This is a genomic window from Candidatus Nitronauta litoralis (genome assembly GCA_015698285.1).
Lineage (GTDB): Bacteria > Nitrospinota > Nitrospinia > Nitrospinales > Nitrospinaceae > Nitronauta > Nitronauta litoralis.
This window is the reverse complement of the sequence record CP048685.1, coordinates 3,402,615-3,426,010: the sequence shown is the minus strand read 5'-3', so window position 1 is coordinate 3,426,010 and position 23,396 is coordinate 3,402,615. Positions and strand designations below refer to the sequence as shown.

The 23,396-nt window shown below is 44.4% G+C and carries 19 protein-coding genes and 1 pseudogene; 8 read left to right on the top strand and 12 right to left on the bottom strand.

The genetic code is table 11. The annotated features are described in order from the left end of the window. The first annotated feature begins 399 nt into the window (after positions 1–399). Positions 400–1,457, top strand: a pseudogene (locus tag G3M70_15600) (IS481 family transposase). Between the two features lie 94 nt (positions 1,458–1,551). Here G3M70_15600 and G3M70_15595 read toward each other — a convergent pair. Beyond that, a complete protein-coding gene (locus tag G3M70_15595; protein QPJ63222.1) occupies positions 1,552–2,346 on the bottom strand; it encodes a tetratricopeptide repeat protein in 795 nt (264 codons plus the stop codon). A gap of 159 nt (positions 2,347–2,505) precedes the next feature. Then, positions 2,506–2,799: a hypothetical protein gene (locus G3M70_15590; GenBank protein QPJ63221.1), complete on the bottom strand. Its 294-nt coding sequence runs from the start codon at positions 2,797–2,799 to the stop codon at positions 2,506–2,508. 760 nt (positions 2,800–3,559) lie between these two features. Between G3M70_15590 and G3M70_15585 the strand changes: the two genes are divergently transcribed. Further along, complete coding sequence (locus tag G3M70_15585) at positions 3,560–4,621, top strand: IS481 family transposase (protein ID QPJ63220.1); 1,062 nt, start codon at positions 3,560–3,562, stop codon at positions 4,619–4,621. A 139-nt stretch (positions 4,622–4,760) separates the two neighbouring features. Here G3M70_15585 and G3M70_15580 read toward each other — a convergent pair whose 3' ends face one another. The 8 genes from G3M70_15580 to G3M70_15545 form a co-directional block, all read right to left on the bottom strand. Further along, positions 4,761–5,171 carry a hypothetical protein gene (locus G3M70_15580; GenBank protein QPJ63219.1) on the bottom strand — a complete coding sequence of 137 codons (411 nt, stop codon included), beginning with the start codon at positions 5,169–5,171 and terminating at the stop codon, positions 4,761–4,763. A 2-nt stretch (positions 5,172–5,173) separates the two neighbouring features. After that, positions 5,174–5,632, bottom strand: a complete 459-nt coding sequence (locus tag G3M70_15575; protein QPJ63218.1) for a hypothetical protein — start codon at positions 5,630–5,632, stop codon at positions 5,174–5,176. Between the two features lie 385 nt (positions 5,633–6,017). Beyond that, positions 6,018–6,548, bottom strand: coding sequence for a tetratricopeptide repeat protein (locus tag G3M70_15570; GenBank protein ID QPJ63217.1), 531 nt, complete (start codon positions 6,546–6,548; stop codon positions 6,018–6,020). Beyond that, positions 6,526–7,956: a PrsW family intramembrane metalloprotease gene (locus G3M70_15565; protein ID QPJ63216.1), complete on the bottom strand. Its 1,431-nt coding sequence runs from the start codon at positions 7,954–7,956 to the stop codon at positions 6,526–6,528. Before G3M70_15565 ends, G3M70_15570 begins: the two co-directional genes overlap by 23 nt. Positions 7,957–8,345: 389 nt before the next feature. After that, a complete protein-coding gene (locus tag G3M70_15560; GenBank protein ID QPJ63215.1) occupies positions 8,346–9,359 on the bottom strand; it encodes an aspartate-semialdehyde dehydrogenase in 1,014 nt (337 codons plus the stop codon). Further along, a complete protein-coding gene (gene leuB, locus G3M70_15555) occupies positions 9,356–10,447 on the bottom strand; it encodes a 3-isopropylmalate dehydrogenase (protein ID QPJ63214.1) in 1,092 nt (363 codons plus the stop codon). Before leuB ends, G3M70_15560 begins: the two co-directional genes overlap by 4 nt. Positions 10,448–10,857: 410 nt before the next feature. Next, positions 10,858–11,613 (bottom strand): tRNA pseudouridine(38-40) synthase TruA, encoded by a 756-nt coding sequence (gene truA, locus G3M70_15550; GenBank protein ID QPJ63213.1) that lies wholly within the window; start codon positions 11,611–11,613, stop codon positions 10,858–10,860. Between the two features lie 83 nt (positions 11,614–11,696). Further along, a complete protein-coding gene (locus G3M70_15545) occupies positions 11,697–12,113 on the bottom strand; it encodes a hypothetical protein (protein QPJ63212.1) in 417 nt (138 codons plus the stop codon). Positions 12,114–12,455: 342 nt separating this feature from the next. Here G3M70_15545 and G3M70_15540 point away from each other — a divergent pair, with 342 nt between their 5' ends. The 3 genes from G3M70_15540 (at position 12,456) to G3M70_15530 (ending at position 14,091) form a co-directional block, all read left to right on the top strand. After that, on the top strand, positions 12,456–13,349 hold the full coding sequence (locus tag G3M70_15540; GenBank protein QPJ63211.1) for an Mrp/NBP35 family ATP-binding protein: 894 nt from the start codon (positions 12,456–12,458) through the stop codon (positions 13,347–13,349). 18 nt (positions 13,350–13,367) lie between these two features. Further along, positions 13,368–13,805, top strand: a complete 438-nt coding sequence (locus G3M70_15535) for a hypothetical protein (protein ID QPJ63210.1) — start codon at positions 13,368–13,370, stop codon at positions 13,803–13,805. A 61-nt stretch (positions 13,806–13,866) separates the two neighbouring features. Beyond that, positions 13,867–14,091 (top strand): hypothetical protein, encoded by a 225-nt coding sequence (locus G3M70_15530; GenBank protein ID QPJ63209.1) that lies wholly within the window; start codon positions 13,867–13,869, stop codon positions 14,089–14,091. A gap of 75 nt (positions 14,092–14,166) precedes the next feature. Here the strand turns inward: G3M70_15530 and G3M70_15525 are convergent, their stop codons facing one another. Together G3M70_15525 and G3M70_15520 are read right to left on the bottom strand one after the other, a co-directional pair. Then, positions 14,167–14,544, bottom strand: a complete 378-nt coding sequence (locus G3M70_15525; protein ID QPJ63208.1) for a DUF971 domain-containing protein — start codon at positions 14,542–14,544, stop codon at positions 14,167–14,169. Between the two features lie 9 nt (positions 14,545–14,553). Next, on the bottom strand, positions 14,554–15,651 hold the full coding sequence (locus G3M70_15520; protein QPJ63207.1) for an Mrp/NBP35 family ATP-binding protein: 1,098 nt from the start codon (positions 15,649–15,651) through the stop codon (positions 14,554–14,556). Positions 15,652–16,104: 453 nt separating this feature from the next. Between G3M70_15520 and G3M70_15515 the strand changes: the two genes are divergently transcribed. The 3 genes from G3M70_15515 (at position 16,105) to G3M70_15505 (ending at position 23,386) form a co-directional block, all read left to right on the top strand. Further along, positions 16,105–18,381 (top strand): DNA topoisomerase IV subunit A, encoded by a 2,277-nt coding sequence (locus tag G3M70_15515; GenBank protein QPJ63206.1) that lies wholly within the window; start codon positions 16,105–16,107, stop codon positions 18,379–18,381. A gap of 5 nt (positions 18,382–18,386) precedes the next feature. Further along, on the top strand, positions 18,387–20,276 hold the full coding sequence (locus G3M70_15510; GenBank protein QPJ63205.1) for a DNA gyrase subunit B: 1,890 nt from the start codon (positions 18,387–18,389) through the stop codon (positions 20,274–20,276). A 266-nt stretch (positions 20,277–20,542) separates the two neighbouring features. Further along, positions 20,543–23,386 carry a GspE/PulE family protein gene (locus G3M70_15505; protein QPJ63204.1) on the top strand — a complete coding sequence of 948 codons (2,844 nt, stop codon included), beginning with the start codon at positions 20,543–20,545 and terminating at the stop codon, positions 23,384–23,386. Positions 23,387–23,396: the final 10 nt, after the last annotated feature.

The following is a 23,396-nucleotide window of genomic DNA, read 5'->3' as shown; positions in this document are numbered from 1 at the left end:
GGTGTATGTTGGCAGTTCTCTAAAACTCCCAGAAATGATGGGAAATATTAAGGAATTCCAGGCAAGATTACACACAAATTACACCAATAGATAGGGCTTCTGCCCCCCCAAGAAACAGATCAAAGTGAATGCATCTAAGAAGAGAGGCGACCAGAACGAAAACCAGTATGAGTAGCAAATAGCTCCGTCCTGCTTAGAAAAACTATTTCCAGTAGAAAGGACTGCTGGAAGAAAAAGACACATTCGTCCATTGACACGGAGCCTGCTAATGGGTGACCCCTTTGCTTTACATGGCCTAGTAACGAGTTGCGTTGACAGAGTTGGTTCTTTGAAAGAGAAAGAGCCATGGTTTTCCGGTTAAGATAAGTTGTCGAATCTTAATCTTAAAAGGAGAAAACCATGACTCAATCACAATACGTTATCAGAAGAAAGCTGAACATTCTAGAGCTCGGTCAGACGCTGGGGAATATCAGTGAAGCCTGCCGGAAACTGGGCGTTTCTCGCCAGCATCATTACGACATTAATCGGCTCTTGAAGAGGATGGCCTGGAGGGACTCTTAGAGAAGTCCCGCAAGGCCCCTCGTATCGGCAATCGGGTGTCACCTGCAATCGAACAGAAGGTGCTGGATTATGCGCTGGAGTTTCCGACCCAGGGCCAGAAGCGGGTCGCCAATGAACTCAAGAAACAAGGCATCCAGATCAGCGATGGTGGTGTTCGTAGTATCTGGCTGAGACACAATATCCAGATCGCAAGCTTACGGCTGAAACGGTTGGAGGCATGGTCTGCCGAGAACGAAGGCATTCTCACCGAATCGCAGGTTCAGGCGTTGGAACAGGCCAAAGAGGAAAAGGAAGCTCATGGAGAGATCGAAACACCGCATCCCGGTTTTCTTCTTGGCCAGGACACTTGCTACATCGGTTACATCAAGGGTGTCGGAAAGATATACCAGCAAACGGCGATTGATACGCATTCTAATGTTGGTTTCGCCAAAGTGTACTCGGACAAAACGGCTCTGACAGCGGCGGACTTTCTGAACGACAAGGTCCTGCCGTTCTTCGATGCCCAGAACATGGCGTTGCTCCGCATTTTAACTGACCGGGGCACCGAGTACTGTGGCCGCATCGAAACCCACCCTTACCAACTCTTTCTTCATCTTTCTGGCATTGAGCATTCCAGAACCAAAGTCCGGCATCCGCAGACTAACGGCTCGACCGAACGCCTGAACCAGACTGTGCAGAATGAGTTCTACAAAGTGGCGTTCAGAAAAAAACTGTACCAATCCATTGAAGATATCCAAAAGGATCTGGACGACTTCATGCATCACTACAACAACGAAAGAACCAATCAGGGAAAACACTGCCAGGGCAGAACGCCCATGCAGACCTTCCAGGACGGAAGACCTCTCTATCAAAAATACGTCTTTGAAACTTTAAAGGAGGAAAATCAAGCCGCGTAGTATAATCAAAAACCCTTAACCGGAAAACCACCTGTACAGACTAATGTTACGCAGGGCAAATTAGTTTTAAAGAGCAAAAAGAAAAATTAATAAATCAAAACCCCTTAACAATATCTATACATTCTTCTATCCCCTCTAATCCATTTAGAGCTTTTTTCGACTTTGAATTCTCAGGGTTATCCTCTAATGACTCCTTAAAATATGACCTGGCTCTAATAAAATCTTTCTTGGCTCTAAAAACCAAACCCTGAAAATATAATATTTCATCATCTTCAAAAGATCCCCAATGACAATCGTAAACCTTTTCAAAACATTCATTCGCTTCATCTAATCGGCCCAAAAATAAAAAGTTTTGCCCTCTATTTTTCCAAAAAAAACCCTCATCCTTTCCTTTAACTTTACAGGCCAATGCGTACCACTTATCCGCCTCCACACTAGCCGCCTCTCCTCTACAGCTATTTATTCCCAATTCCACAAATATTGCTCCTTGAATTTCTTCTTGGCAATATTCAAGCGCCTTTTTAAAAGCTTTCTCTGCCTTCCTCCAATGAAACAATCCTCTCAAGGCTCTTCCGTACCAAATCCAAGCCAAACCATGGTCTTTATTTAGCTTCAAATATTCTTTTAATGTTTCAAAAATTAATATTTCATTCCAATTATCCCTTGCACTTTCATGAATTGCTAAATATAACTCTGCAACCTGATCTATCCGATAGTGAGATTCCCTTATTTTGCGGGCAATATCACTCGCCTCTCCGACACATTGAATCTTATCTAATTCATGTCTAGCCTTTGAATCATTAACAACATTTTTAAATATTGCTTCAGATTCTTGATAGGCTCCCATGGATTTATGGACTAGTCCAATATTCATTAAAATTTCATCCATTAATGAATTTTTATTATTCTGGTTACTTTCTTCAATTTGAATAGCTCTATTAAAGCTATCTAACGCATCTCGGAAGCGTTCTTCTTTTATTAGAAAATTTCCAAAAAGAACAAAATGAAACGGTTTACATACAAATGGATGCCCAAAAAATTTTTCAAATTATTTTCCTGCATTTCTAAAGTTCCCTATGTTCATTTCCAGATTGGCAAGTCTAAAATATACTTGGCCGTTTTCATTTCCCTGGTCATATTTTAAGCATTCCTGATATGCGTTCCTCGAAAGATCTATACAAAAATTTTCACCAAGTGAATATGCATACCAGAACCATCCAACAGGATTCTTTGGGTTTAATTCAATATATTTTTCAAAACAAATTATTGCCGGCAAAATCTTTTCAAGCTTTAAAATTTCATTTTGCCCTCGAATTAAAAGGTCGGAACCATCGGGTTTCAATTTGGATTCTCCATCATTTAAAATAACCTATATTTTAAAAAAATTATAACAGAAGGGGTTCTTGTTTTTATTATTTCTCATCCCAGTACAAATTTTCAACAGGAATCAAAAAATCTATATAACATATTCTATTTCAATAAAAGCGTTTATTTAGTGAGTTTTAAAAATCATTCAATCCCAACAAAACCTATTCAAGCATGAAATTTATTTTAAAATGTTATACAAAAAACTTAAGAAATTGATGTGATTCAAACAAATGAGACCCAATAGATTTTTACTTAAAACCAAAAAACTAGGTAAAATTTATTCCTTAGTTCTGCTTAAAGCTTTGCAATTCATTTTGCAATGATTTATCAACATTATTTATTGCTGTAGGGTTTTTACTCTGTTGGTCAATTATATCCGTTGCTTGGTCTGTAGGATTATCTCTTTTTATTCTATTTCTTTCTTTCTTGAATTGCTTGGTAAAGGAGTCAAATCTTTATTTAACTGCATTTAAATACTATTTCCACACTTGCAGGTGGCGCGCCTGGCAGGTTTCGAACCTGCGACCTACGGATTAGAAGGGTTCAAGTCAGGATTTCGCTTTGGTTCCAGATTCTTCTTAACGTGTTTATACTCTTAGTGTTGGCGTATGTTGTGAAGAGTGCTAGTAATAGTCTGACAGTTGATCATTTTTGAAGAGAAAGTGGTCATTGGCCCTTGATTGGGTAAATTGTAAGTGTCGAAGCTTACCAATTTACTCGAAAAGGAGAATCCAATGACCACCGTGAACAAGGTAGCACGAAGGAAACTGTCCATGCTAGAGCTGGCAGGTGAACTGGGCAATATCAGTAAAGCCTGCAAGATAATGGGCTATTCCCGCACCCAGTTCTACGAGATACGCCGCAACTACCAGACCTATGGTGCAGAGGGTCTCATCGACCGTCTGCCTGGTGCCAAAAGCCCCCATCCCAACCGGGTCTCTGAGGAGATTGAGAAGGCGGTTCTGGACTATTCCCTGAAACATCCTTCTCATGGTTGCCTGCGGGTGGCCCAGGACCTGATGCTTTCCGGAATCAACGTTTCCTCTGGCGGCGTCCGGGGTGTGTGGAGCCGTCACAACCTCTTGCAGAAACATCAACGATTCCTGAGATTGGAACAATCGATCAAGGGCAAGAAGATCGACCTGACCGAAGATCAGATTCGTGCGTTAGAAAGGTTCAGTCCGGAGTTTCGAGACCGCCACATCGAAACCCGGCACACCGGTGACCTGGTGGCGGTGGACACCTTCATAGTCGGAACCTTGAAAGGCGTAGGCCGTGTGTACCTCCAGTCTGTCATCGATTGCTACAGCCGGTATGCATGGGGAAGGCTCTACACCAGCAAGCTTCCGGTTACCGCAGTCCAGACGCTTAACAACGAGGTACTCCCGTTCTTTGAATCTCACGATGCCAGGATCGCGACCATCTTGAGTGACAACGGCAGAGAGTTTTGTGGACGAAAAGACCGCCACCCTTACGAACTGTTTTTGCAGTTAGAACAGATCGAACACCGCACCACAAAAGTCCGTCGTCCCCAGAGCAACGGCTTTGTTGAACGCCTTCACAGAACCCTGCTTGACGAGCACTTCCGCATCATGGGAAGAAAGAAATGGTACGAGTCTGTTGAGGAAATGCAGAAGGACCTCGACACCTACTTCATCCACTACAACACCAAGCGTCCTCATCAGGGCAGAAATATGAACGGCAGGACACCGGAAACCGTCTTCAAGGAAGGTCTTCCAAAACCAGATAAAACACAGGAGCAAAAAATAAAAAAGACGGCTAAATTAGCCGCCTAAATCCAATACCCAACAAGGGCCACTGTTCGGCAAATACTAGCTTTGTACAGACAAAATATCCACCTATAGTCAAAGAAGGCTTATCTCCTCAATGAATTCTAGAACTGAATTATGTTCTAGTTAGATCAATACAACTGGCTTACTTGCCTTTCTCCGACAACCTTTCTTCGCTTTTCTCAAGAAAATATCCGTAAGCAACAACTTCATCCTTCCAAGGCTTGTGCCGTTTACTTCGCTCATATACGGTCAAAAAATTAGTAGTTATATTTGCCCAAGTCGAATACTGAGGATAGTCCAAGTCCACATCAAATTCAAAAATCTCTCCGTCCTGCCTAATTATTTTTCCAAAAAACTCTGAAGCTCCAGTCATATACCAACTTACCAACACACAAAATTGGTAAGCAAAACCAGCATTTTTTAGCTGCTTATAAAAGGCTTGTCCAACTAACTCCTTTGACTGAAACTGTTGATTTAACAACTCGTTTCCTTCAATGCTGGCATCAACTTTCATGCTGGGTTTACGCTTATTTTTCTTATGAGGTAATTCCATGATCATCTCCTCAGTCTGCCTGGAAAAGTGGATACGAGATTTCCCTTAATGTCTGAAATAATAGACAAAATATTTGTTGATCCACCGCCAAACTTAGCTGCATTTATACCAACACTTTGACCTAGGTGCACTTCCCTTAGAAAGGTAGCCTTTTTACCAATACCAGTTAAATGACTTGCCGGGGATTGAACCACACTTTTTGAAGTTAAAATATTCTTTAAGGCTGATTGTGAAATAGTAAATTGGCTTTTTGATGCAATTTTTCCGGGATTAAAATGACCTTTTATAGTATGCCCAAAACCCTCATTGCTAACATTTATCCGGGATTGAACACTTCCAGGAATTTTAGTTGCAAACTTTCCTAGTCTACCAAAATAATTACCAAAGTTTAAAAACTTTCCAAATTGAAGTGGGTTTTTTCCTGCAGTTAAAGTGTCTGTAATTTTGTCACTGTCAAACATAGCAAATGCCGGGCCAAAAACATTTGCTAATAACCTTTCAAAATCTCCTGCGTCGTTAGAGATTGCCCGTTCGGCCCAATATTCCGCTCTTTCTCTAGCAATAAAGTAAAGGGGTCAAGTCCTTATTTAACTCTTTACTGTTGTTTTTTGATATTTAGAATATGTCTGACCTCTACGACTTGAAGTAACGCACGGCTGGTATCAAGAAAAGTTTCGAGGGTTAGTTTTTAAAGAAATCAGGAACTGACAATAAAAATAATCGATGTCTCATTAGAGATGTATAGGTAATGTTATGGATAAGCAAAGCGGGAAACTATTTGCAGGCTCCGGGTCAATGGACGAACGTGTTCCTATTCTCCAAAGGTTGATTTTGATTCAGTGATTATTAATCTTTTTGCAAATGAGACTTATATCGATCGCGAATCTGGGCGACGAGGGCGTGATCCGGACCAAAACGTTTTTCAAATATTTTGATGGCTTTTTCATAGGCCACCTTGGCTTTTTCGTCTAGCGCCTGCGACCTGTAATTTTCTGCCAGGTTATTCCAGCTTGCTCCCACATTAGGGTGATCTGCCCCCAACAATTGCTCATCCAGCGCCAGCATTTTTAGAATTATCTTTTCCGATTCTTTTAATTTGGACTGCTGACTGTATATACTTAATAAAGAGTTCAACGTTCCATGCAATCTCGGGTCCCCTGCTTCAAACTTCTCTGCATCTTCCAGAGCTTTCAATAAATATCGCTCTGCTTCCGCCAGGTTTCCTTTCAAATACTCCTGCTTCGCCGCCTCCCGATGGAATTCCCAGCCTTTATTTTGGAAATAATTTTCTTTAAAAAAAAGAAAAGTTCCGGCCATCAGAACTAATATCGCCAGAGCTTTGAACCAGAAATTTTCAGATCCCTTGGTGTTTTTCACCCGTGGCACTTTCCCAGTGTTTTCTTTCGAGTTTCCAATACTGGTTCATGTATTTTTGTACCCAGGCCAGTATTCCCCCCTGGAGACCCAGCAGGATCACTTCACCCGCCCAGTACCCTGTCATATTCAGCGGTAGAGCCTTGGCTAAGAGGCTGAATACGGCAAACAGGGAAGCCAAGGCGTAACTATTGAACAGGGCATCACACCTTTTTTTTATTATTTTACACAAGGTTTTTAAAAGAAACCAAAAAAACAAACCTTCGGCAATGGAAACGAAACCATATATAAAAAGCTCAGCAACATAACCACTGTAAGGAGTTTTAAATTCTCCCAGGAGCCGGGAAAATATATAGAAGGGAATGAGAGTGGCAATAAATAGAGACATGACCCTGAGTTCCGGGTTTACGTGGCATCCTTTATAGTTTCTGACCTGCCGGTAGGTCCTGTAAAACCAGAAATAAAAATAAAAGCCAAAAGTGAATATATAAAATATTACTATTTTTAATAGCGACTGCTGAAAGGGAGGGAAACGGGTAATGACCCAGCGCCTCTTTCCAATATTTCTAAAAAAAATCTCTTTGATCGTTTCCTGTTTTCCGGTGTCAACATCCACCACTAAATCATCCGGCCCCAGTTTTCCATCGGCAAGCTTGTTACGAATATTTTTTAATAAAAGAGGTCCGGATTTGATTCCCTCTTTTATTACCCAGAAATTTTTACGATAAAATTCGATTACCTTTGAATGCCGGGACAATTCTTTTTTGGCTCTCAAACCAAAATAGATTCCCAGACTCACCATTCCAAACAGGAAGACAAAGGACCATTGCGCGCCAGAAAAAACTATCGTGTCATAAAGGCCATGGATCAGGATAACCAGGAGGGTCCCGCCGGCAAAAATTCTCCTGGCATTTGGGCTGAATTTTGCCGTCCCAATGAAGTAGCCCAGAATCATCCCCAGAAAGGCGTGACCAGGAACAGCGGTGATCATTCTTAAAATCCCTACAGAGTGGCCATAGGAAAATACATAAATAATATTTTCAAAGGTAGCAAAACCGCACCCCATGATCCCGCCATAAACAATTCCATCAAATGGTTCATTAAACTGGCGGTCTTCATAAATAAAGGCCTTGAGAAAAAGCACTTTGCACAATTCTTCTACCAGGGCCACAACTAAAAAGGCGTAGACAACATCATCCCATCCAAATGCCAGCCCACTTCTGTCCAGTTCAAACGCCACACGAAGCGTGTCTTCTATATATCCAGAAGGAAATACTGCGAATCCACCCAACAGAAAACTCTTCACCACCATCCACCGGGGTTCCGGCTCCCATTTATCTGAATAATACAGATAAATGGCTAGAGCAATTCCGGGACCGATAGCCAGATAAAGCAGGTGGAAGAACGCCATTCAACCCACACCAGTTTAGGGTTTTTATTTTGGAGAGCTTTGCATATAACTCCAGAAGAAGGGCTGATTCACTTACAATATTATCCCCTTCAATAACTGCTATTCGTATTCTAGAATAAAAAAGGAGAGAAACAGAGGTGGTTTTATTGATGACCTCTCACGCACCCTCCTTTTAAAGGGGAACGTAATTAATAAAGAGGGAAAACCTTTAACTGGCTACAAGTTTATTTAGAATATTCCAATTGCCGGAATAGGGCCTTGTTTTTCTGTGCTTGCTCTTTAAAGGGAGCAACTGATTTATCGACTAGTTATGATTCTCTTTAATCTAACAAAGGGGATATCTAAATCTTTCAATTATACGCAAATAGCAATCTGTTCTTTGGAAGTCCTTAACGCCCGATCAGCTTCTCGGCTATCTGGACGGCATTTAGTGCGGCGCCTTTTCTTAAATTATCCGCCACGACCCAGAAGTTCAGGACCCGTGGGTTACCCAGATCTATCCGGATTCTTCCGACCTGCACTTCGTCTTTGCCCGCGGCATCGGTTGCCAGCGGATATTCATTTTTTCCGGGTGCGTCTACTACCTTGACCCCCGGAAAGGCATTGAGTTTGTCTCGCAACTCATTCAAATCGATTTCCCGTTCACATTCAACGTTCACCGACTCGGAATGTGCGACCATTACCGGAACCCGCACGGTGGTGGGAGAAACATCGATTGAATCGTCTCCAATTATTTTGCGGGTCTCGTTGACCATCTTCATTTCTTCCTTGGTGTACCCGTTGTCGGTAAACACATCAATATGCGGCAGGCAATTGAACGCGATCTGATGAGGATACACTTCCGGATTGGGTTCCTCACCCTCCAGCAAACTTCGGGTTTGATTCAATAACTCTTCAATGGCTTTTTGTCCGGAACCTGAAACCGATTGATAGGTGGACACCACCACCCGCCTGATTTTATACAAATCGTGGATCGGTTTCAGTGCCATGACCATCTGGATGGTGGAACAGTTGGGGTTGGCGATGATTCCCGGCCCTTCGCCAATTGCCTCTGCATTGATTTCCGGGACCACCAGGGGAACATTGGGGTCCATGCGCCAGGCACTGCTGTTGTCCACAACGACACAACCCGATTCTGTGGCAATGGGTCCGTATTCCTTGCTGATGGAACCGCCCGCAGAAAAGAGCGCGATATCCTGTCCATGGAAGGATTCCTTATTCAGCTCCTGGACTTCAATTTCTTTTCCTTTAAAAGAAAGTTTGGATCCAGCAGAACGGGCAGATGCCAGGCAGGTCAGTTTTGCCACCGGAAAATTGCGATCCTCCAGAATGGACAGCATGGTCCGGCCAACGGCCCCGGTTGCTCCTGCAATGGCTACGTTATACGCTTCTTTTTTTTTCACGCTAAATTCTCTCCTACCCCTTTAGCTACCAAGTCACCCATCTCCTTACACCCTACCTGCTTCATACCATCGGACATGATATCCGGCGTTCTGTACCCTTCTTCCAGAACTGATTCGACCACCTTTTCAAGGGCATCGTGAACATCCTCCCTGTTAAAGGAATACTTGAACATCATGCCTGCAGACATAATCGTTGCAAGAGGGTTTGCTTTGTCCTGCCCTGCGATATCAGGGGCGCTCCCATGGATCGGTTCATACATCGCGTGTTTTTCTCCAAGGCTGGCAGACGGCAGCATGCCGATGGAACCGGTCAACATTGAAGCCTCGTCGCTCAGGATGTCGCCGAACATATTGGTTGTGACGATTACGTCGAACTGTTTTGGATTGCGGACCAGTTGCATGGCGGCGTTGTCGACATACATATGGGACAGTTCGATTTCAGGATGCGCCTTATGTGCGTCGATCACGACCTCACGCCAGAATCCGGTGCACTCGAGTACATTGGCCTTGTCGACGGAACATACCTTTTTGTCTCTTTTTTTGGCCACATCAAACGCGATGGCGGCGATTCTCCGGACTTCACTCTCCGTATAAACCAGAGTGTTGAAGCCTTTTTTCTCGCCTTCCGGAGTGGTCCCGGTTCCGCGGGGTTCACCGAAATAAATACCGCCGGTCAGCTCTCGGACCACCATGATGTCCAATCCTTCGACCACTTCCGGCTTGAGAGTGGAAGCGTTGGTTAATGCGCTGAAGATTTTTGCCGGTCTTAAATTGGCAAACAGGCCCAGGCTGGAGCGAAGGCCCAATAAGGCGCGTTCCGGTCTCAATGAAAAGTCTATGGTTTCCCATTTGGGTCCGCCGACTGCACCGAGTAAAACTGCGTCAGCACTTTCCGCTTTCTTGAGGGTTTCTTCAGGCAGTGGATGGCCGGTGGCATCGTAAGCCGCCCCACCTACCGGACATTCTTTTAGCTCCAGGGTCAGACCCAGTTTTTGCTCCACAACCCGTAAAACTTTAATCGCTTCGGTCATGACTTCAGGGCCGATTCCGTCCCCGGGGAGCACCGTAATATTAAACTTTTCAGACATGGTTCGATCGCCTCATTTTCATAAATAAAACATTAATTTATACCCGAACCTGTCGCCTGTGGCAACCATCTCACTTTGTTTCGCTGGATGAGGGCTTTGTGTGGCATGCGGAAATCGTTTGATTCTCTAAAAACTGTCCTCTCTTCATTCTAAAAGGAAGGGATACAGAGAAGGTTATATTGATGGCCCCTCCCATACCCTCGCCTTACAAGGAGAGGGATTTTCAAATACAAAATCCAAGGCGAGATTCTTCTTCGCCTGGAGGCTCATCAGAATGACAAGATGGGATCAAAAATGTCACCCTGAGCTTAGAGCCTCTCTTGAGTTTATCGAAGGAAAGTGAGACCTCCTAATTGTTTTCATTTAGAAGGCCCTTAAACAAATTTCTCATTAAAAAAGGCTTCCAAAATTTAATCCTGATAATTCCGGGGTTCATAGGAAACCCACTCCAGGCAAAGGCCGCGGGAAGGGGCTGTAGGTCCCGCCAGGTTGCGGTTTTTGGCATCCAGAATCCGCTGCATTTCACCGACATCCATTTTCCCTTTTCCAATCTGAATCAGGGTGCCCGCTATGATTCGTACCATGTTCCTTAAAAAACCATCCCCCTGGATATCAATCCGGATATAGTCGCCTTCCGTTACAATCTGGCATTCGTGGATGGCTCGGATAGCGGTTTTTGCCGTACATCCCCTGCCCCTGAAAGAAGTGAAATCGTGGCATCCCACCACCACCTGGGCAGCGGTGCGCATCGCATCAACATCGAGGGGTGTGGCGATGTAGTGGGCAAATCGGCAATCCAGGGCCGAAGGGAAATCCCGGTTCAAAATTGAATACCGATATAATTTGCAGACAGCCGATTTCTGGGAATGAAAATTCGAATCGGCCTCTTCGACCTTCAGGATGACTACCTCTGGAGGAAGGCAACTGTTGAGGGCTTTCAGGAATTCCCGCAGGGTCATGGTGGACTCCGTAAAAAAATGGGCCACCTGCCCTTTTGCATGAACCCCGGAGTCTGTTCGCCCAGATCCGTAGATAGTGGTGCGGGTTTTGGTGATTACCTCCAGCTTCCTTTGTAGAAGTTCCTGGATAGTCGGGGCCTTGGGCTGGCATTGCCACCCCTGGTAATTCGTTCCATCGTATTCAATCGTTATTTTGAGTTTGCGCATTGAGGAATTCTAACAAAATGGGATGGGCTGGTCATGATACTGATTTCAACCGAATATGAAAGAAGGATTGTAACTTTTAGAGGTCAGGTCGGGTTGCCGGGAATTTCAGGTTCACCGAGCGCTCTTTTCTTTGGGAAAAAGGGCATGATTTCGCGGGCATGGTCAAGTACCTTCTGCTCAAGAGCGTTTCCTGTAGAAATATTTTTCAGCTCTTTTAAAAATTGATCCGCCCATTCATTATTACCGAGGTCCAGGTCATACAGTTCATTGGCTTCCAGAATGAATCGAGCCCATTCCTGTAGTTTTGAAGGTTCTTTATAATAGCGAAGGATCCCCCGCGCCAAATCTTCAATCTTTGCCACAATATTCAAATGGCGGGGATTTTCGATCCTGTGGCCTTCGGAGGTAAGGCTATGGTTGATCTTCAAAAAGGAGAGATGGTGATAGGGTCTTTCACCCCACAGGATCTCTTTAAGGATAGTTTCCTCTTTTTTCAGCATATTGATGACTGGAGAAAGATCCCAAAAAATCGAGGGGACTCACCGGGCCTTACAACCCGGGGTCCCCATTCCATTTCCGCTGGGCGCGGTATGTGCCTAATTATATAGGAACTTGAAAGTGTTTGGTTTTAACTTTTCTGGTCAGGTGGATTCATGGCTCCCTCTCTTTAAAAAGGTTGGGATCTCGGCTGCATTTATAATATGGGACAGTTCTGTCCGATTTCAATAGCCCGAAGCCAATAAATTGGGCAAACAAAACCTTCCCAATAATCACGACATTCTATATGATAGGGTGTGTTTCCCCGCAGTGAATGCGGCTTTCCCATCATTTCAGGAGGTTCCATGAAAACCTATGATGACCTGGCCACCGATGGTGGTTCCAATATCATCGGTCAGGTTGTAAGCCAGCGGGAGAAGTTACGATCCCGTCTGGACCAAATAAAGCACAAAGTCGCCCTTCTTTCCGGTAAGGGTGGTGTCGGCAAGAGTTCATTAACTGCAAATGTTGCTGCGTGTCTTGCAATGCAGGGTCACAAGGTGGGTATTCTTGATGCAGACCTCAACGGACCAAGCATTGCCAAACTTCTGGGCGTCCCTAATGACGTGAAGCTTAATGTTGAGGAGGATGGGGTGCAACCGGGAGAAGGTTCTCTAGGGATCAAAATCATGTCGATGGACATGTTGCTCCCCTCAGCAGATGCCCCAGTAATGTGGACTGAAGGTAAAGACGCTACGGCCGTCTGGGTCAGTACAATGGAATGCACAGCGCTTCGTGAGCTTTTAACGGACACGAAATGGGGTGAATTGGATTACCTGTTGATTGACATGCCGCCGGGAAGCGATCGAATGGATAATATTCGCGACCTGGTTCCAGAATTGGCGGGTGTTGTGGAAATCACGATCCCTTCAAATGCCTCTCAACATATTGTGACCAAATCAATCACCAAAAATACCAGCCTGGGTGTTCCCATCATAGGCCTGGTGGAAAATATGGCAACCTATGTGTGCCCCCATTGTAATGAAGAAGGAGAGCTTTTCGAAGGCGAAGACACCGAGGAACTTGCTAAGAAAAAAGGTGTGACTTTTCTGGGAAGAGTTCCCTTTGATACTCGAATCTCACGTAGAACAGATTCGGGTTCATTGTTTTATTCAGAATTCAAAGACTCACCAACCGGAAAAGCTATTTCCGGTGTGGTAGACAAAATACTAAAATTTATCGAAACTGGTTCCAAATAAAGGAAAGCAGGAGGAAGAATGAAATTTTTATGTATCAAGTGTGACGAGCAAATGGAAACCCAAAAAGACGGGCTGTTCAACGAATCCAATCGTTCCATCAGCCTTAGTTTTAAATGCAAAAAATGTGGGTACGCCATCGCCATGCTCACCAACCGGTTCGAAACTGAGTTTGTCAGTAAGCTCGGCGTTGAAATGGGTGGTGAATCAGAGGTCGGATCGGGCCCAATGAGTATGGTGGGATCTACACTGGCTCAGGGTAAGGAAGAATTGAAACAGGCCGAACCGCCAAAAAATGAAGTGGAGTGGACTCAGGGAGCGAAGGACAGAATGGCCAAGGTCCCCTTCTTCGTACGTGGCATGGCAAAGAAAACAGTAATCGATTTTGCTAAAGAGCGTGGCGTTAAAGTGATCGACGAGGAGTTGATGGATGAGGTTCGTGAAAAAGTGGGTATGTGACCCGGCCCAATCAGGTGTCTGGTCAACGACCATCTGAAACTATCGTCCCCAGGGGAAATTCATGGACCAACCATTTAAGAACTGGACAATCGATCTGGAAGAAAAAACTGCCACGGATAGTAGCGGACTTGTGATTAAGTTCACAGAACCCACAGAAGGAACTTTGGAGGGAGAAATCCAGAACCCGGATGATCTTGAAAATGAGGGAGACGCTATACCTCTAATCCAGGATGCCGCCCGTGCCCTTCTCGCAGAAATGAAGAAAAAGCGCGACAGTCTTAATTAGTTGTTTAGTTTAAAAATAAAACCCCCGAAGGTATTTCCTTCGGGGGTTTCTTTTTTTTACCGTGACTGGAGTGAGCTAAAGGGGCTGCTTGCCTTCAAGTTGTCGAAGCAAGGCGTAGGGATAAAGTCCTGTGCTATGGCCGTCATTCCAGTCGAACTGAAGAGCGTAGAGACCGACCGCCTTTATCTTCAGTGGACGAATGGTTTCGGGAATATCTCCCGGTTTAATTTTTTTCTCACCAGACCACTCGTCGATGCAGTGTGCGCACGGACAGCTTTCGCGTAGCATTCGTACAGAATAGGTAGACTGTTTATCGTCAGTCCAGGTAATGCCCAACGTGACAGGATCGATCTGTTTTATGTCACGTGGAACCGGCGTGTCTTCCTGGCTCTGCCTCAACTCCTTTTTTTCCTGGTAGCGCTGCTCTACAGGTGAAGGGTTCTTTTCACTCATTAGTACTCCTTACCCTTCCCAGGCGAGTTCAAAGCCTGAATCGATTTTATCTTCTTTATTAAATTGATTGATACTGATTTGCGCGGCGACTTGCTCAGCGAGATTCCTGTAAGCGAGCCCTGCTGGAGAATCCGGATCAGTGATCGTGATCGGTTGTCCTGTATCACCGGCTTCCACAATTTTCGGGATGATCGGGATTTGTCCCAGCATGGTGGTTTCGAATTGATTGGCCAGCTTTTGTCCCCCACCCTGCCCGAAGATGAAATATTTCTTGTCGCTCTCTTCAGTTTGAAACCAGCTCATATTTTCTACCACACCTAACACCGGTACTTTAACCTGCTGGAACATTTTGACACCTTTTTCGGCATCAATCAGGCTGATCTCCTGCGGCGTGGTGACGATTACCCCACCGGAAAGAGGCGCCTTCTGCGTGAGAGTCAACTGAACATCCCCCGTTCCAGGAGGCAGGTCAATCACCAGATAATCGAGTTCACCCCATTCCACATTTTGCAGAAATTGCTGAATGATTCCTCCAAGCATGGGACCACGGAGCATTAAAGGCTGACCTTCTTCAGTCAAAAAACCGGCAGATATTACTTTCATGCCGTATTTTTCGTGGGGAAAAATTTTATTGTTCTCTCCGCCTTTTGGTGGTGAGATTGGGATGCCCAGCATTTTTGGAATACTAGGTCCGTATATATCCCCATCCATGATTCCCACCTTTGCCCCTGTCAGGGCAAGGGCACAGGCCAGGTTAACGGTCACTGTGGATTTACCAACACCGCCTTTACCACTGGCAACTGCAATGATGTTTTTTACTGTAGTGAGGATGGGTTGTGAGTGATCGGTAGACCTTACAGCAGCAGTCATGTTGACGGAAACTTCACTGACTCCCTCAACGGCTCCTACTTTTTCCTGACATTCCGTTTTTAATTGTTCCTTGACGGGGCAAGCAGGCGTTGTCAACTCAACGTCGAAAGAAACGCTGCCACCCTCTATTTTCATGTTTTTCACAAAACCAAGGTCGACTATGTTCTTATGCAAATCAGGGTCCATAACGGTTTTCAGGGCCGTCATGACTCCAGTTTGAATTTCCTGTTCAGACATGAAAATCTCCTATGGGTGAATCCGGGCTCTGTATAACCGGCAGAGGCCGTCAAAATATTGAAAGCTGCTTATCAAAGATAAGATGTTAAAAATCAAAAGCAAGCCCGTCTTATAACCAATTGAGAGGACCTTTTGATAAATAATCCCTTTTCTTAGGATGCGTTCGTAAGCCTAAAGTTTTATCTTAATTGACTAACGGGCCCCCCTACCCCTTTCAAAACTGGCTGGAATCCGGAATCAGGTGTTTTTTAGGGTTTCACCTTTACAATACTCAAGCCATGTGATAAATCAAACAGTTAAGAGTATCAAGCCCTTTCGCCCGGTTTCAACCCAGGCTCATCTTCCTTTATTCTTGCTAGTATCCTTCTTTTCAAGCCGAAGCCCGGTAAAACGCTTTTTAACTCCCTCAGACTGAATTAATCACTCAAAACCCTTATCTTCGATAATCCTGAAATGGCCAAAGAAAAACCATCTGATATTGCTTCCGAGCTGGAAACACGCTTTCTGACCTATGCCCTCTCGACCATTGTCTCTCGGTCGCTCCCTGATGTACGGGATGGCCTGAAACCTATCCACAGGCGGATATTATATGCAATCCATGCTATGGGGGTTTCGGGGGACGCCAAACCGGTAAAGTCCGCCAAAATTATCGGTGAAGTCCTCGGTAAGTACCACCCTCACGGTGACGCTTCCACATATGAGTCCATGGTACGCATGGCTCAGGATTTTTCAATGCGATATCCATTGGTAGACGGGAAAGGCAATTTCGGATCACTCGACGGGGATGCTCCAGCTGCATACAGATACACAGAGGGAAGGCTGACTCCGATCACCTCGTACCTCCTTAGTGATATTAAAAAGGAGACAGTTGAATTCAGGGCGAACTACGACAATACCCTGAAGGAGCCTGTAGTCCTACCCTCTCGAGTTCCCAATCTTCTGATCAATGGATCATCAGGTATAGCAGTAGGGATGGCCTGCTCCTTTCCAAGTCATAACCTTTCTGAAACTCTGGAAGCACTCAAGGCTCTTGTCAAAGACCGGGAGTTATCTACCCCTCAAATCATGAAACACATTAAAGGACCCGATTTCCCGACTGGCGGGATTTTGCTGAGTTCTAAAACGGAGATCCGCAAGGCTTACGAGGAGGGTCAGGGAGCGCTCAAAATGAGGGGCGAGTGGGAAACAGAACAATTACCCCGTGGGAAGACTCAGATCATTGTGACGGCTATCCCCTACGGTGTAAACAAAGCCAGGTTGATTGAAAAGATTGCGGAGATCATTATTGCGAAGAAGGTACCAGGCCTCATTGATGTACGTGATGAAAGTGACCATCGCATCCGGGTTGTGCTTGAGCTTAAAGGTTCAGTCGATTCTGAAAAGGTAATGGCCTATTTGTTCAAGCACACGGACCTTGAGTGCAATTTTCAGATTAATTTTAATTGCCTCAAACCCAGCGGCGAACCAACCCGCATGCCGCTAAAAGAAATCTGTATTCATTTTCTGGATTTTCGCAAGGATGTGGTCACACGCAGGTTGACTTTCGACCTGGCTCTGATTGAAAAACGGCTTCATCTACTGGCTGCCTTTGCCATTATTTTTAACAACCTGGACAAGGCACTTAAACTCATACGTTCCTCCAAGTCAAAAAAAGAGGCAGGCCAAAAACTTCAAAAGACATTTAAACTTGACGAAGAACAAAGCGGAGCGATCCTTGATATACCCTTATTCCGTCTGGTGTCTCTTGAGATTGAGAAAATTCTTCAGGAGCAAAAAGAAAAGCTGAAGGAGCAAAAGCGTCTCAAAAGCATTTTAAATTCGGAGAAGAAAATATGGCAGGAAGTCACTAATGAATTGGATGAGATTAAGAAAGAGTTTGGAGACAAGCGAAGAACCAAATTGAAGGCTAACCTCGAAACCGTTGAGTTTAATGCCGAAGATTTTATTGAACACGAAGACGTTGTTCTGGTCTTAAGCCGTAACGGCTGGTTACGCAAACTAAAAACCTTAAATGATCCGTCGACATTGCGATTTAAAGAGAATGACTCTTCACTTGCAATAGTTCAGGCAAATACAAAAGATCTTGTGGCTATATTCACATCCCGCGGCATGGTCTATGTTCAGAAAATTTTCAGCCTGCCCTATACGCGTTCAGGATTTGGAGAGCCGGTTCAGAGTCTGTTTAAATTTGGTGATGGAGAGCGGGTTGTCCGTGTTTTCCCCTTAATACAAAACGATGATGAGAAAAAAGAAAAGACCAGTCAGGGTAAACAGCAAAGTCTTTTTTTTGAGGAACAGGTCGAACCGGAAACGGAATTGTTGTTAGCTGGAACTGGAGGATTTGGTTTTCGGTTTCCAATGGGCAGTCTTGCAGAAACCACTCGGGCAGGTAAACGGGTCATGACTCTGAAAGGTGATGATCGTTTGGCAGCTGTCGTTCCAATCACAAAGTCCCACCTGTTCCTGATAACCCATGCCGGGAAAGGCATGTTGATTGAACCGGGTCCAATAGCCCAGTTATCAGGCACCGGTAAGGGAGTGAAGCTGATCAATGTTGGAGACAGCTATTTGGTTGGCGGTGCGAGCGTTACTAAAAAGGATAAAGTGAAACTGCTCCTTTCAAATGGGAAGGAAAGTGAAATAAAAATGTCGGGAGTCCCGGTATACAAGCGCGGCAGCCAGGGTGTCGGGGTAGTTAAACGAAATAAAGTAGAACAACTTTCAGGTTAAATTTCATGTCGGATTATAAAGCTAAGGATATCCAGGTTCTCGAAGGTCTTGAACCCGTTCGCCGTCGACCCGGAATGTACATCGGTTCAACCTCTTCAACCGGACTGCATCATCTTGTCTGGGAAATTCTGGACAATGCCGTTGATGAAGCCCTCAATGGACACTGCACCATTATAGAAATCAATTTGCTCGATTCAAACAGGATCTCCATCAAAGATAACGGTCGCGGAGTGCCCGTGGACCAATACAAGAAAACCAAAAAAAGCGCCATGGAGATTTTATTTACCACCCTGCATTCCGGTGGAAAATTTGATGAAGGTTCTTATAAAGTTTCTGGAGGGTTGCATGGTGTTGGCATGGCGGTTGTTTGTGCCTTATCCAAGTCGCTGGTATCCACCTCTTACAGGGAGGGCCACGAATGGACCCAGGAGTATTCACAAGGGAAACCAAAAACGAAACTTAAAAAAGGGCCCAAGACCCGGAACAAGGGAACGCGGATAACCTTTAGCCCGGATCCCAAGATTTTCAAGAAAACAGACTTCAACGTCAAACTGATTTTAGAACAGGCAGAATCCAAGGCATTCCTGAATAAAGGGCTTAAAATCCTGGTAAAAGAAGGAAAGAACAACCATTCGTTTCAATATCCTGAGGGTATTAAAGACTACCTGAGAAAATTAACGGATGGGAAACCGATCCTGTCACCTGATCCTTTTTATGTAGAAAAGGAAGCTGACAAACTGAGGATGGAGTTTGCTTTTATATGGACCTCAAATACTGAATCACAGATCTATTCTTATGCGAACGCAATCCGGACGATTGATGGTGGAACGCATGAAACAGGTTTCAGAAATGGGATGACCCGCGCTTTGAAATCTTATATAGAGCGGCGCAGCCTTCTTCCAAAAGGGGTTCCAAGTATTACCGGGGAAGATGTGAAAGAAGGTTTGATTGCCATTCTAAATGTTTACCTGCAAGGGGAGGTTGAATTCCAGGGGCAGACCAAAGGCCGATTGAATTCGGATATAGCCTCACAGGTTGAGTCGGTCGTAAAACATTCTCTGGAACATTTTCTTCTTGATAACCAGACTATTGGAGATCAAGTAGCCAACCGTGTGGTTTTGGCGGCGCAGGCACGTATTGCTTCCCGCCTGGCAAAAGACGCGGTTCAAAGAAAGAGTAACATTTCCCACCGCCTGAACCTTCCGGGAAAACTTTCCGATTGTGCCTCAACTGTTATGCAGGAATCGGAGCTTTTTATATGTGAAGGTGAGTCTGCCGGAGGGTCCAGTAAGCAGGCACGGGACAGGAAGACCCAGGCGATTCTCCCTATCCGCGGAAAAATTCTAAACGTTGAAACGGCGACCCTGGACAAAATTTTGGCAAATACGGAAATAAAGAATATTGTTTCCGCCCTTGGCACTGGGATTGAACCCAAATTTGATTATAGTAAGTTGCGTTATGGAAAGATTATTTTAATGACAGATGCTGATGTAGATGGTGCTCACATTTGTACCCTTCTACTCACTTTTTTCTTCAGGTATATGCCGCAGATTATTGAAAATGGAAATTTATTCATTGCCCAGCCACCGTTGTATCGAATTGATGCAGGTAAAAAATCCTTTTATGCTTTGGATGATCAAGAAAAGGATTCCATTGTTGAGAAACTTAATGGTTCGAAGCACGAGATTGGTCGGTTTAAGGGATTGGGCGAAATGCCAGCGGCCGATTTAAAATCGACTACCATGGACAAGTCAAAACGAACCCTTATTCAAGTGAAAATTGAAGACCAGGAAAAAACCAGTGATCTGTTTGATCGCCTCATGGGAAAGGACCCGGGCTCTCGATTCGTTTTTATTAAGGAAAAAGCGCCTTTTTTCCAGGACTTGGATATTTGATTTTAAAAAGTATTTTCTGTTTTTCAATGCACCCGGCTTTTTTTATTTTAGCCTAACCTCCCCTCTTTCAAAAAAATTTCGACTACTCGAAATCCTGGTCTTACTCTTTTAAGCTTTATGTGTTTGTTCTCCCTAACCCGATCAAACAAAAAGTCGTTGAACCTAAAGGGCAAAGTCAGTAAGATAATAATGCGGAAATGCAAGGTTTTATAAGCGCACTATACTGTGTAGTCAAATTTGCTAACCTCAAAATATCGAGATAATCCATGGCAACCACAACTGCGGGAGAAAAAGTTAAATCACTTACCTCCCGAATAAATTCTGCAAGTGACCTGTCTACTGTGGTGCCTAATATCATAGATGAGCTTAAAGAGTTATTTGAGTCAGAGGCTATTGTGCTTTTCAGCCTGGAACGGGCAACCAAGCAACTTGTTTCCCGAAATCATCTCGGCAACGGAGTTGGCGAAATCAGACAAGATATTTCGCCTAAAACAATTGTCGGCCATGTGGTCACCAGTGGCAAAGCTCTTAACATTTCAGATGTTAATTCCAAGGCTGAACTTGCCATGTACAACCCGAATATGGACCTCGGATCAGCGCTGGACGGCGAATCAGGATTCACCACAAAATCATTGATTGTCGCTCCCCTTGCCCACAATAAAAAACTGGTGGGGGTGATAGAGATCATCAATAAAAAGGGAAACGGAAAGTTTTCCGATGAAGACTTTAAAACCGCCAAAGACTTATCGATCCCTCTCGGTTTAATGGTAACCAAATTGGATGAAGTGAGTAATGGTTCAGGGTCCGCTGGGGGCGGACAGAACTCCCAGGAGAAAATGGTTTCAATCGTTAATGCCATCCACTCTGCTAAAAATGTGGATGAAATTTTAATTGAACTCAAGCCCTCCATCCTGGAGCTATTCGACGCGGAGTTGATGACAATATATGCTGTAGACCAGCCCAAGAATGAGATTTACTCAAAAATGAAATCGGGTGATACGGTAAATGAAATTCGTGTCCCCATTGCCCCGCAAAGTATAGCCGGTTGTGTGGCCATGGCCCAAAAAGCGGTGGTCATCAAGAATGTTTACGATCAAAACGAGCTACAGGCATTCCACTCGGAATTGTCATTTGACAGTTCGTGGGACAAAAAATCCGGATTCAAAACCCAGAACATGCTAGTGGTTCCCATGATGAACCAGAACCGTCTCATGGGTGTTCTTCAGTTGATCAATAAACATTCAGGTGCTCCCTTCACTTCAAACGACGAGAAAAACGCGACTTCTATAGCTGAAACGATTGGCCTGGCATTTTTTAACCAGACCAAGTTTGTACAACAAAAACCAACCAAGTTTTCATACTTAATCAACAATGGAATCCTTTCAGATACTGAATTAAACCAAGCTATAGGAAAAGCAAGACGAAACCAGATTGATATTGAGCAACTATTGCTTGGTGAACTCAAAATTTCCAGAAATGACCTGGGGAAGTCACTTGAGAATTTTTACAATGTTTCTTATGTGGGATATGAGCAGGGAACGGTTCTACCCTCCTCCTTGTTTGAAGGATTGAACCTGAATTTTCTGCAAAAAAATGCCTGGGTACCAATAGGAAGAGAAGGCAAAAAGGTAACTATCCTGATAGATAATCCACTTAATCAGGATAAAATCCAGAACATAAAATTGATATTTGCAAAACATGAATTAGAGTTCAAGGTTTCTTTGAAAGCTGATATTCATGACTTTCTTACGGGAACCCTGGCCGATGATACGGTTGAAGAGGACGATGAGGAGGGGGCTGGAATCGGTGAAATGTCCTCCCTCCTGGACGCGCTGCAAAGTGAAAAAGATGATGGTGTTGAAACCATCGATGACGATGATGATGAAATAAATGCAATCAATGAAGCTGATAACACTATCATTAAGCTTGTAAACAAAATTTTAATCGACGCTTACGACCAGGGAATTTCAGATATTCACCTTGAACCCGGCGTGGGTAAGGACAATATGCTGGTTCGTTATCGCAAGGATGGCTCCTGTCGGATATACCAGGAAATTCCTCCTCTATACAAACAAGCGATTTTGTCCCGTATCAAGATTATGTCTAAGCTGGATATTGCCGAAAGACGTCTCCCCCAGGATGGCAAAATCAAAATGAAATACGGCAGGAAGGATATTGAATACCGCGTTGCGACATGTCCGACAGTTGGCGGAAATGAGGATGCGGTCTTACGTATTCTGGCAGCCAGCAAACCAATTCCTCTTGAAGGAATGAATTTTGCCCAAAGAAACCTGGAGCTGATTCAACGTCTGGCTGCAAAGCCATACGGTCTTATCCTGGTGGTGGGCCCGACGGGATCTGGTAAAACGACAACTCTTCACTCAACACTTGGATTCATCAACAAACCTGATCGTAAAATCTGGACGGCAGAAGATCCTGTGGAAATCACACAAAGGGGTTTAAGACAGGTCCAGATGCATCCCAAGATCGGGTTGAACTTTGCAAGGGCAATGAAATCCTTCCTCCGAGCTGACCCTGACGTCATCATGGTGGGTGAAATGCGGGATGCCGAAACCTGTGCTATTGGATTAGAGGCTTCCCTCACGGGTCACCTTGTTTTCAGTACTCTGCATACCAACTCAGCTCCCGAAACCATTACTCGTCTTTTGGACATGGGAATGAATCCGCTGAATTTTGCAGATGCATTGCTCCTGATTGTGGCCCAGCGTCTGGTGAGAACGCTTTGTAAGAAATGCAAGGAGGACTATCATCCTGGCCGCGACGAATACGATACTCTTGTCAAAGAATATGGTAGTGAAGAATTATTTATGAAAAATGTAGGAATAGAATATACGGACGACCTGACTTTAAAAGGTCCAAAGGGTTGTGATAAGTGCGGCAATACCGGTTATGCAGGAAGAACTGGTCTGCATGAGTTGCTAGAAGGAACAGATGAGATCAAACGGATGATTATGAAAAAATCCCTCGTCGAAGAATTACGTGAGCAAGCTTTAAGCGATGGTATGACTACCCTGAAACAGGATGGGATTAAGAAAATCTTCAAAGGGGACTGCGACCTCAAACAGGTCATGGCAGTTTGTATCGTTTAGCAGTATTAAT

What these genes read in the sequence shown, in the direction of transcription:
- G3M70_15595 (QPJ63222.1), bottom strand. Translation starts at nt 2,346, where the DNA reads ATGGATGAAATTTTAATGAATATTGGACTAGTCCATAAATCCATGGGA.
- G3M70_15585 (QPJ63220.1), top strand. Translation starts at nt 3,560, where the DNA reads ATGACCACCGTGAACAAGGTAGCACGAAGGAAACTGTCCATGCTAGAG.
- G3M70_15580 (QPJ63219.1), bottom strand. Translation starts at nt 5,171, where the DNA reads ATGGAATTACCTCATAAGAAAAATAAGCGTAAACCCAGCATGAAAGTT.
- G3M70_15575 (QPJ63218.1), bottom strand. Translation starts at nt 5,632, where the DNA reads ATGTTTGACAGTGACAAAATTACAGACACTTTAACTGCAGGAAAAAAC.
- G3M70_15565 (QPJ63216.1), bottom strand. Translation starts at nt 7,956, where the DNA reads ATGGCGTTCTTCCACCTGCTTTATCTGGCTATCGGTCCCGGAATTGCT.
- leuB (QPJ63214.1), bottom strand. Translation starts at nt 10,447, where the DNA reads ATGTCTGAAAAGTTTAATATTACGGTGCTCCCCGGGGACGGAATCGGC.
- truA (QPJ63213.1), bottom strand. Translation starts at nt 11,613, where the DNA reads ATGCGCAAACTCAAAATAACGATTGAATACGATGGAACGAATTACCAG.
- G3M70_15545 (QPJ63212.1), bottom strand. Translation starts at nt 12,113, where the DNA reads ATGCTGAAAAAAGAGGAAACTATCCTTAAAGAGATCCTGTGGGGTGAA.
- G3M70_15540 (QPJ63211.1), top strand. Translation starts at nt 12,456, where the DNA reads ATGAAAACCTATGATGACCTGGCCACCGATGGTGGTTCCAATATCATC.
- G3M70_15535 (QPJ63210.1), top strand. Translation starts at nt 13,368, where the DNA reads ATGAAATTTTTATGTATCAAGTGTGACGAGCAAATGGAAACCCAAAAA.
- G3M70_15530 (QPJ63209.1), top strand. Translation starts at nt 13,867, where the DNA reads ATGGACCAACCATTTAAGAACTGGACAATCGATCTGGAAGAAAAAACT.
- G3M70_15525 (QPJ63208.1), bottom strand. Translation starts at nt 14,544, where the DNA reads ATGAGTGAAAAGAACCCTTCACCTGTAGAGCAGCGCTACCAGGAAAAA.
- G3M70_15520 (QPJ63207.1), bottom strand. Translation starts at nt 15,651, where the DNA reads ATGTCTGAACAGGAAATTCAAACTGGAGTCATGACGGCCCTGAAAACC.
- G3M70_15515 (QPJ63206.1), top strand. Translation starts at nt 16,105, where the DNA reads ATGGCCAAAGAAAAACCATCTGATATTGCTTCCGAGCTGGAAACACGC.
- G3M70_15510 (QPJ63205.1), top strand. Translation starts at nt 18,387, where the DNA reads ATGTCGGATTATAAAGCTAAGGATATCCAGGTTCTCGAAGGTCTTGAA.
- G3M70_15505 (QPJ63204.1), top strand. Translation starts at nt 20,543, where the DNA reads ATGGCAACCACAACTGCGGGAGAAAAAGTTAAATCACTTACCTCCCGA.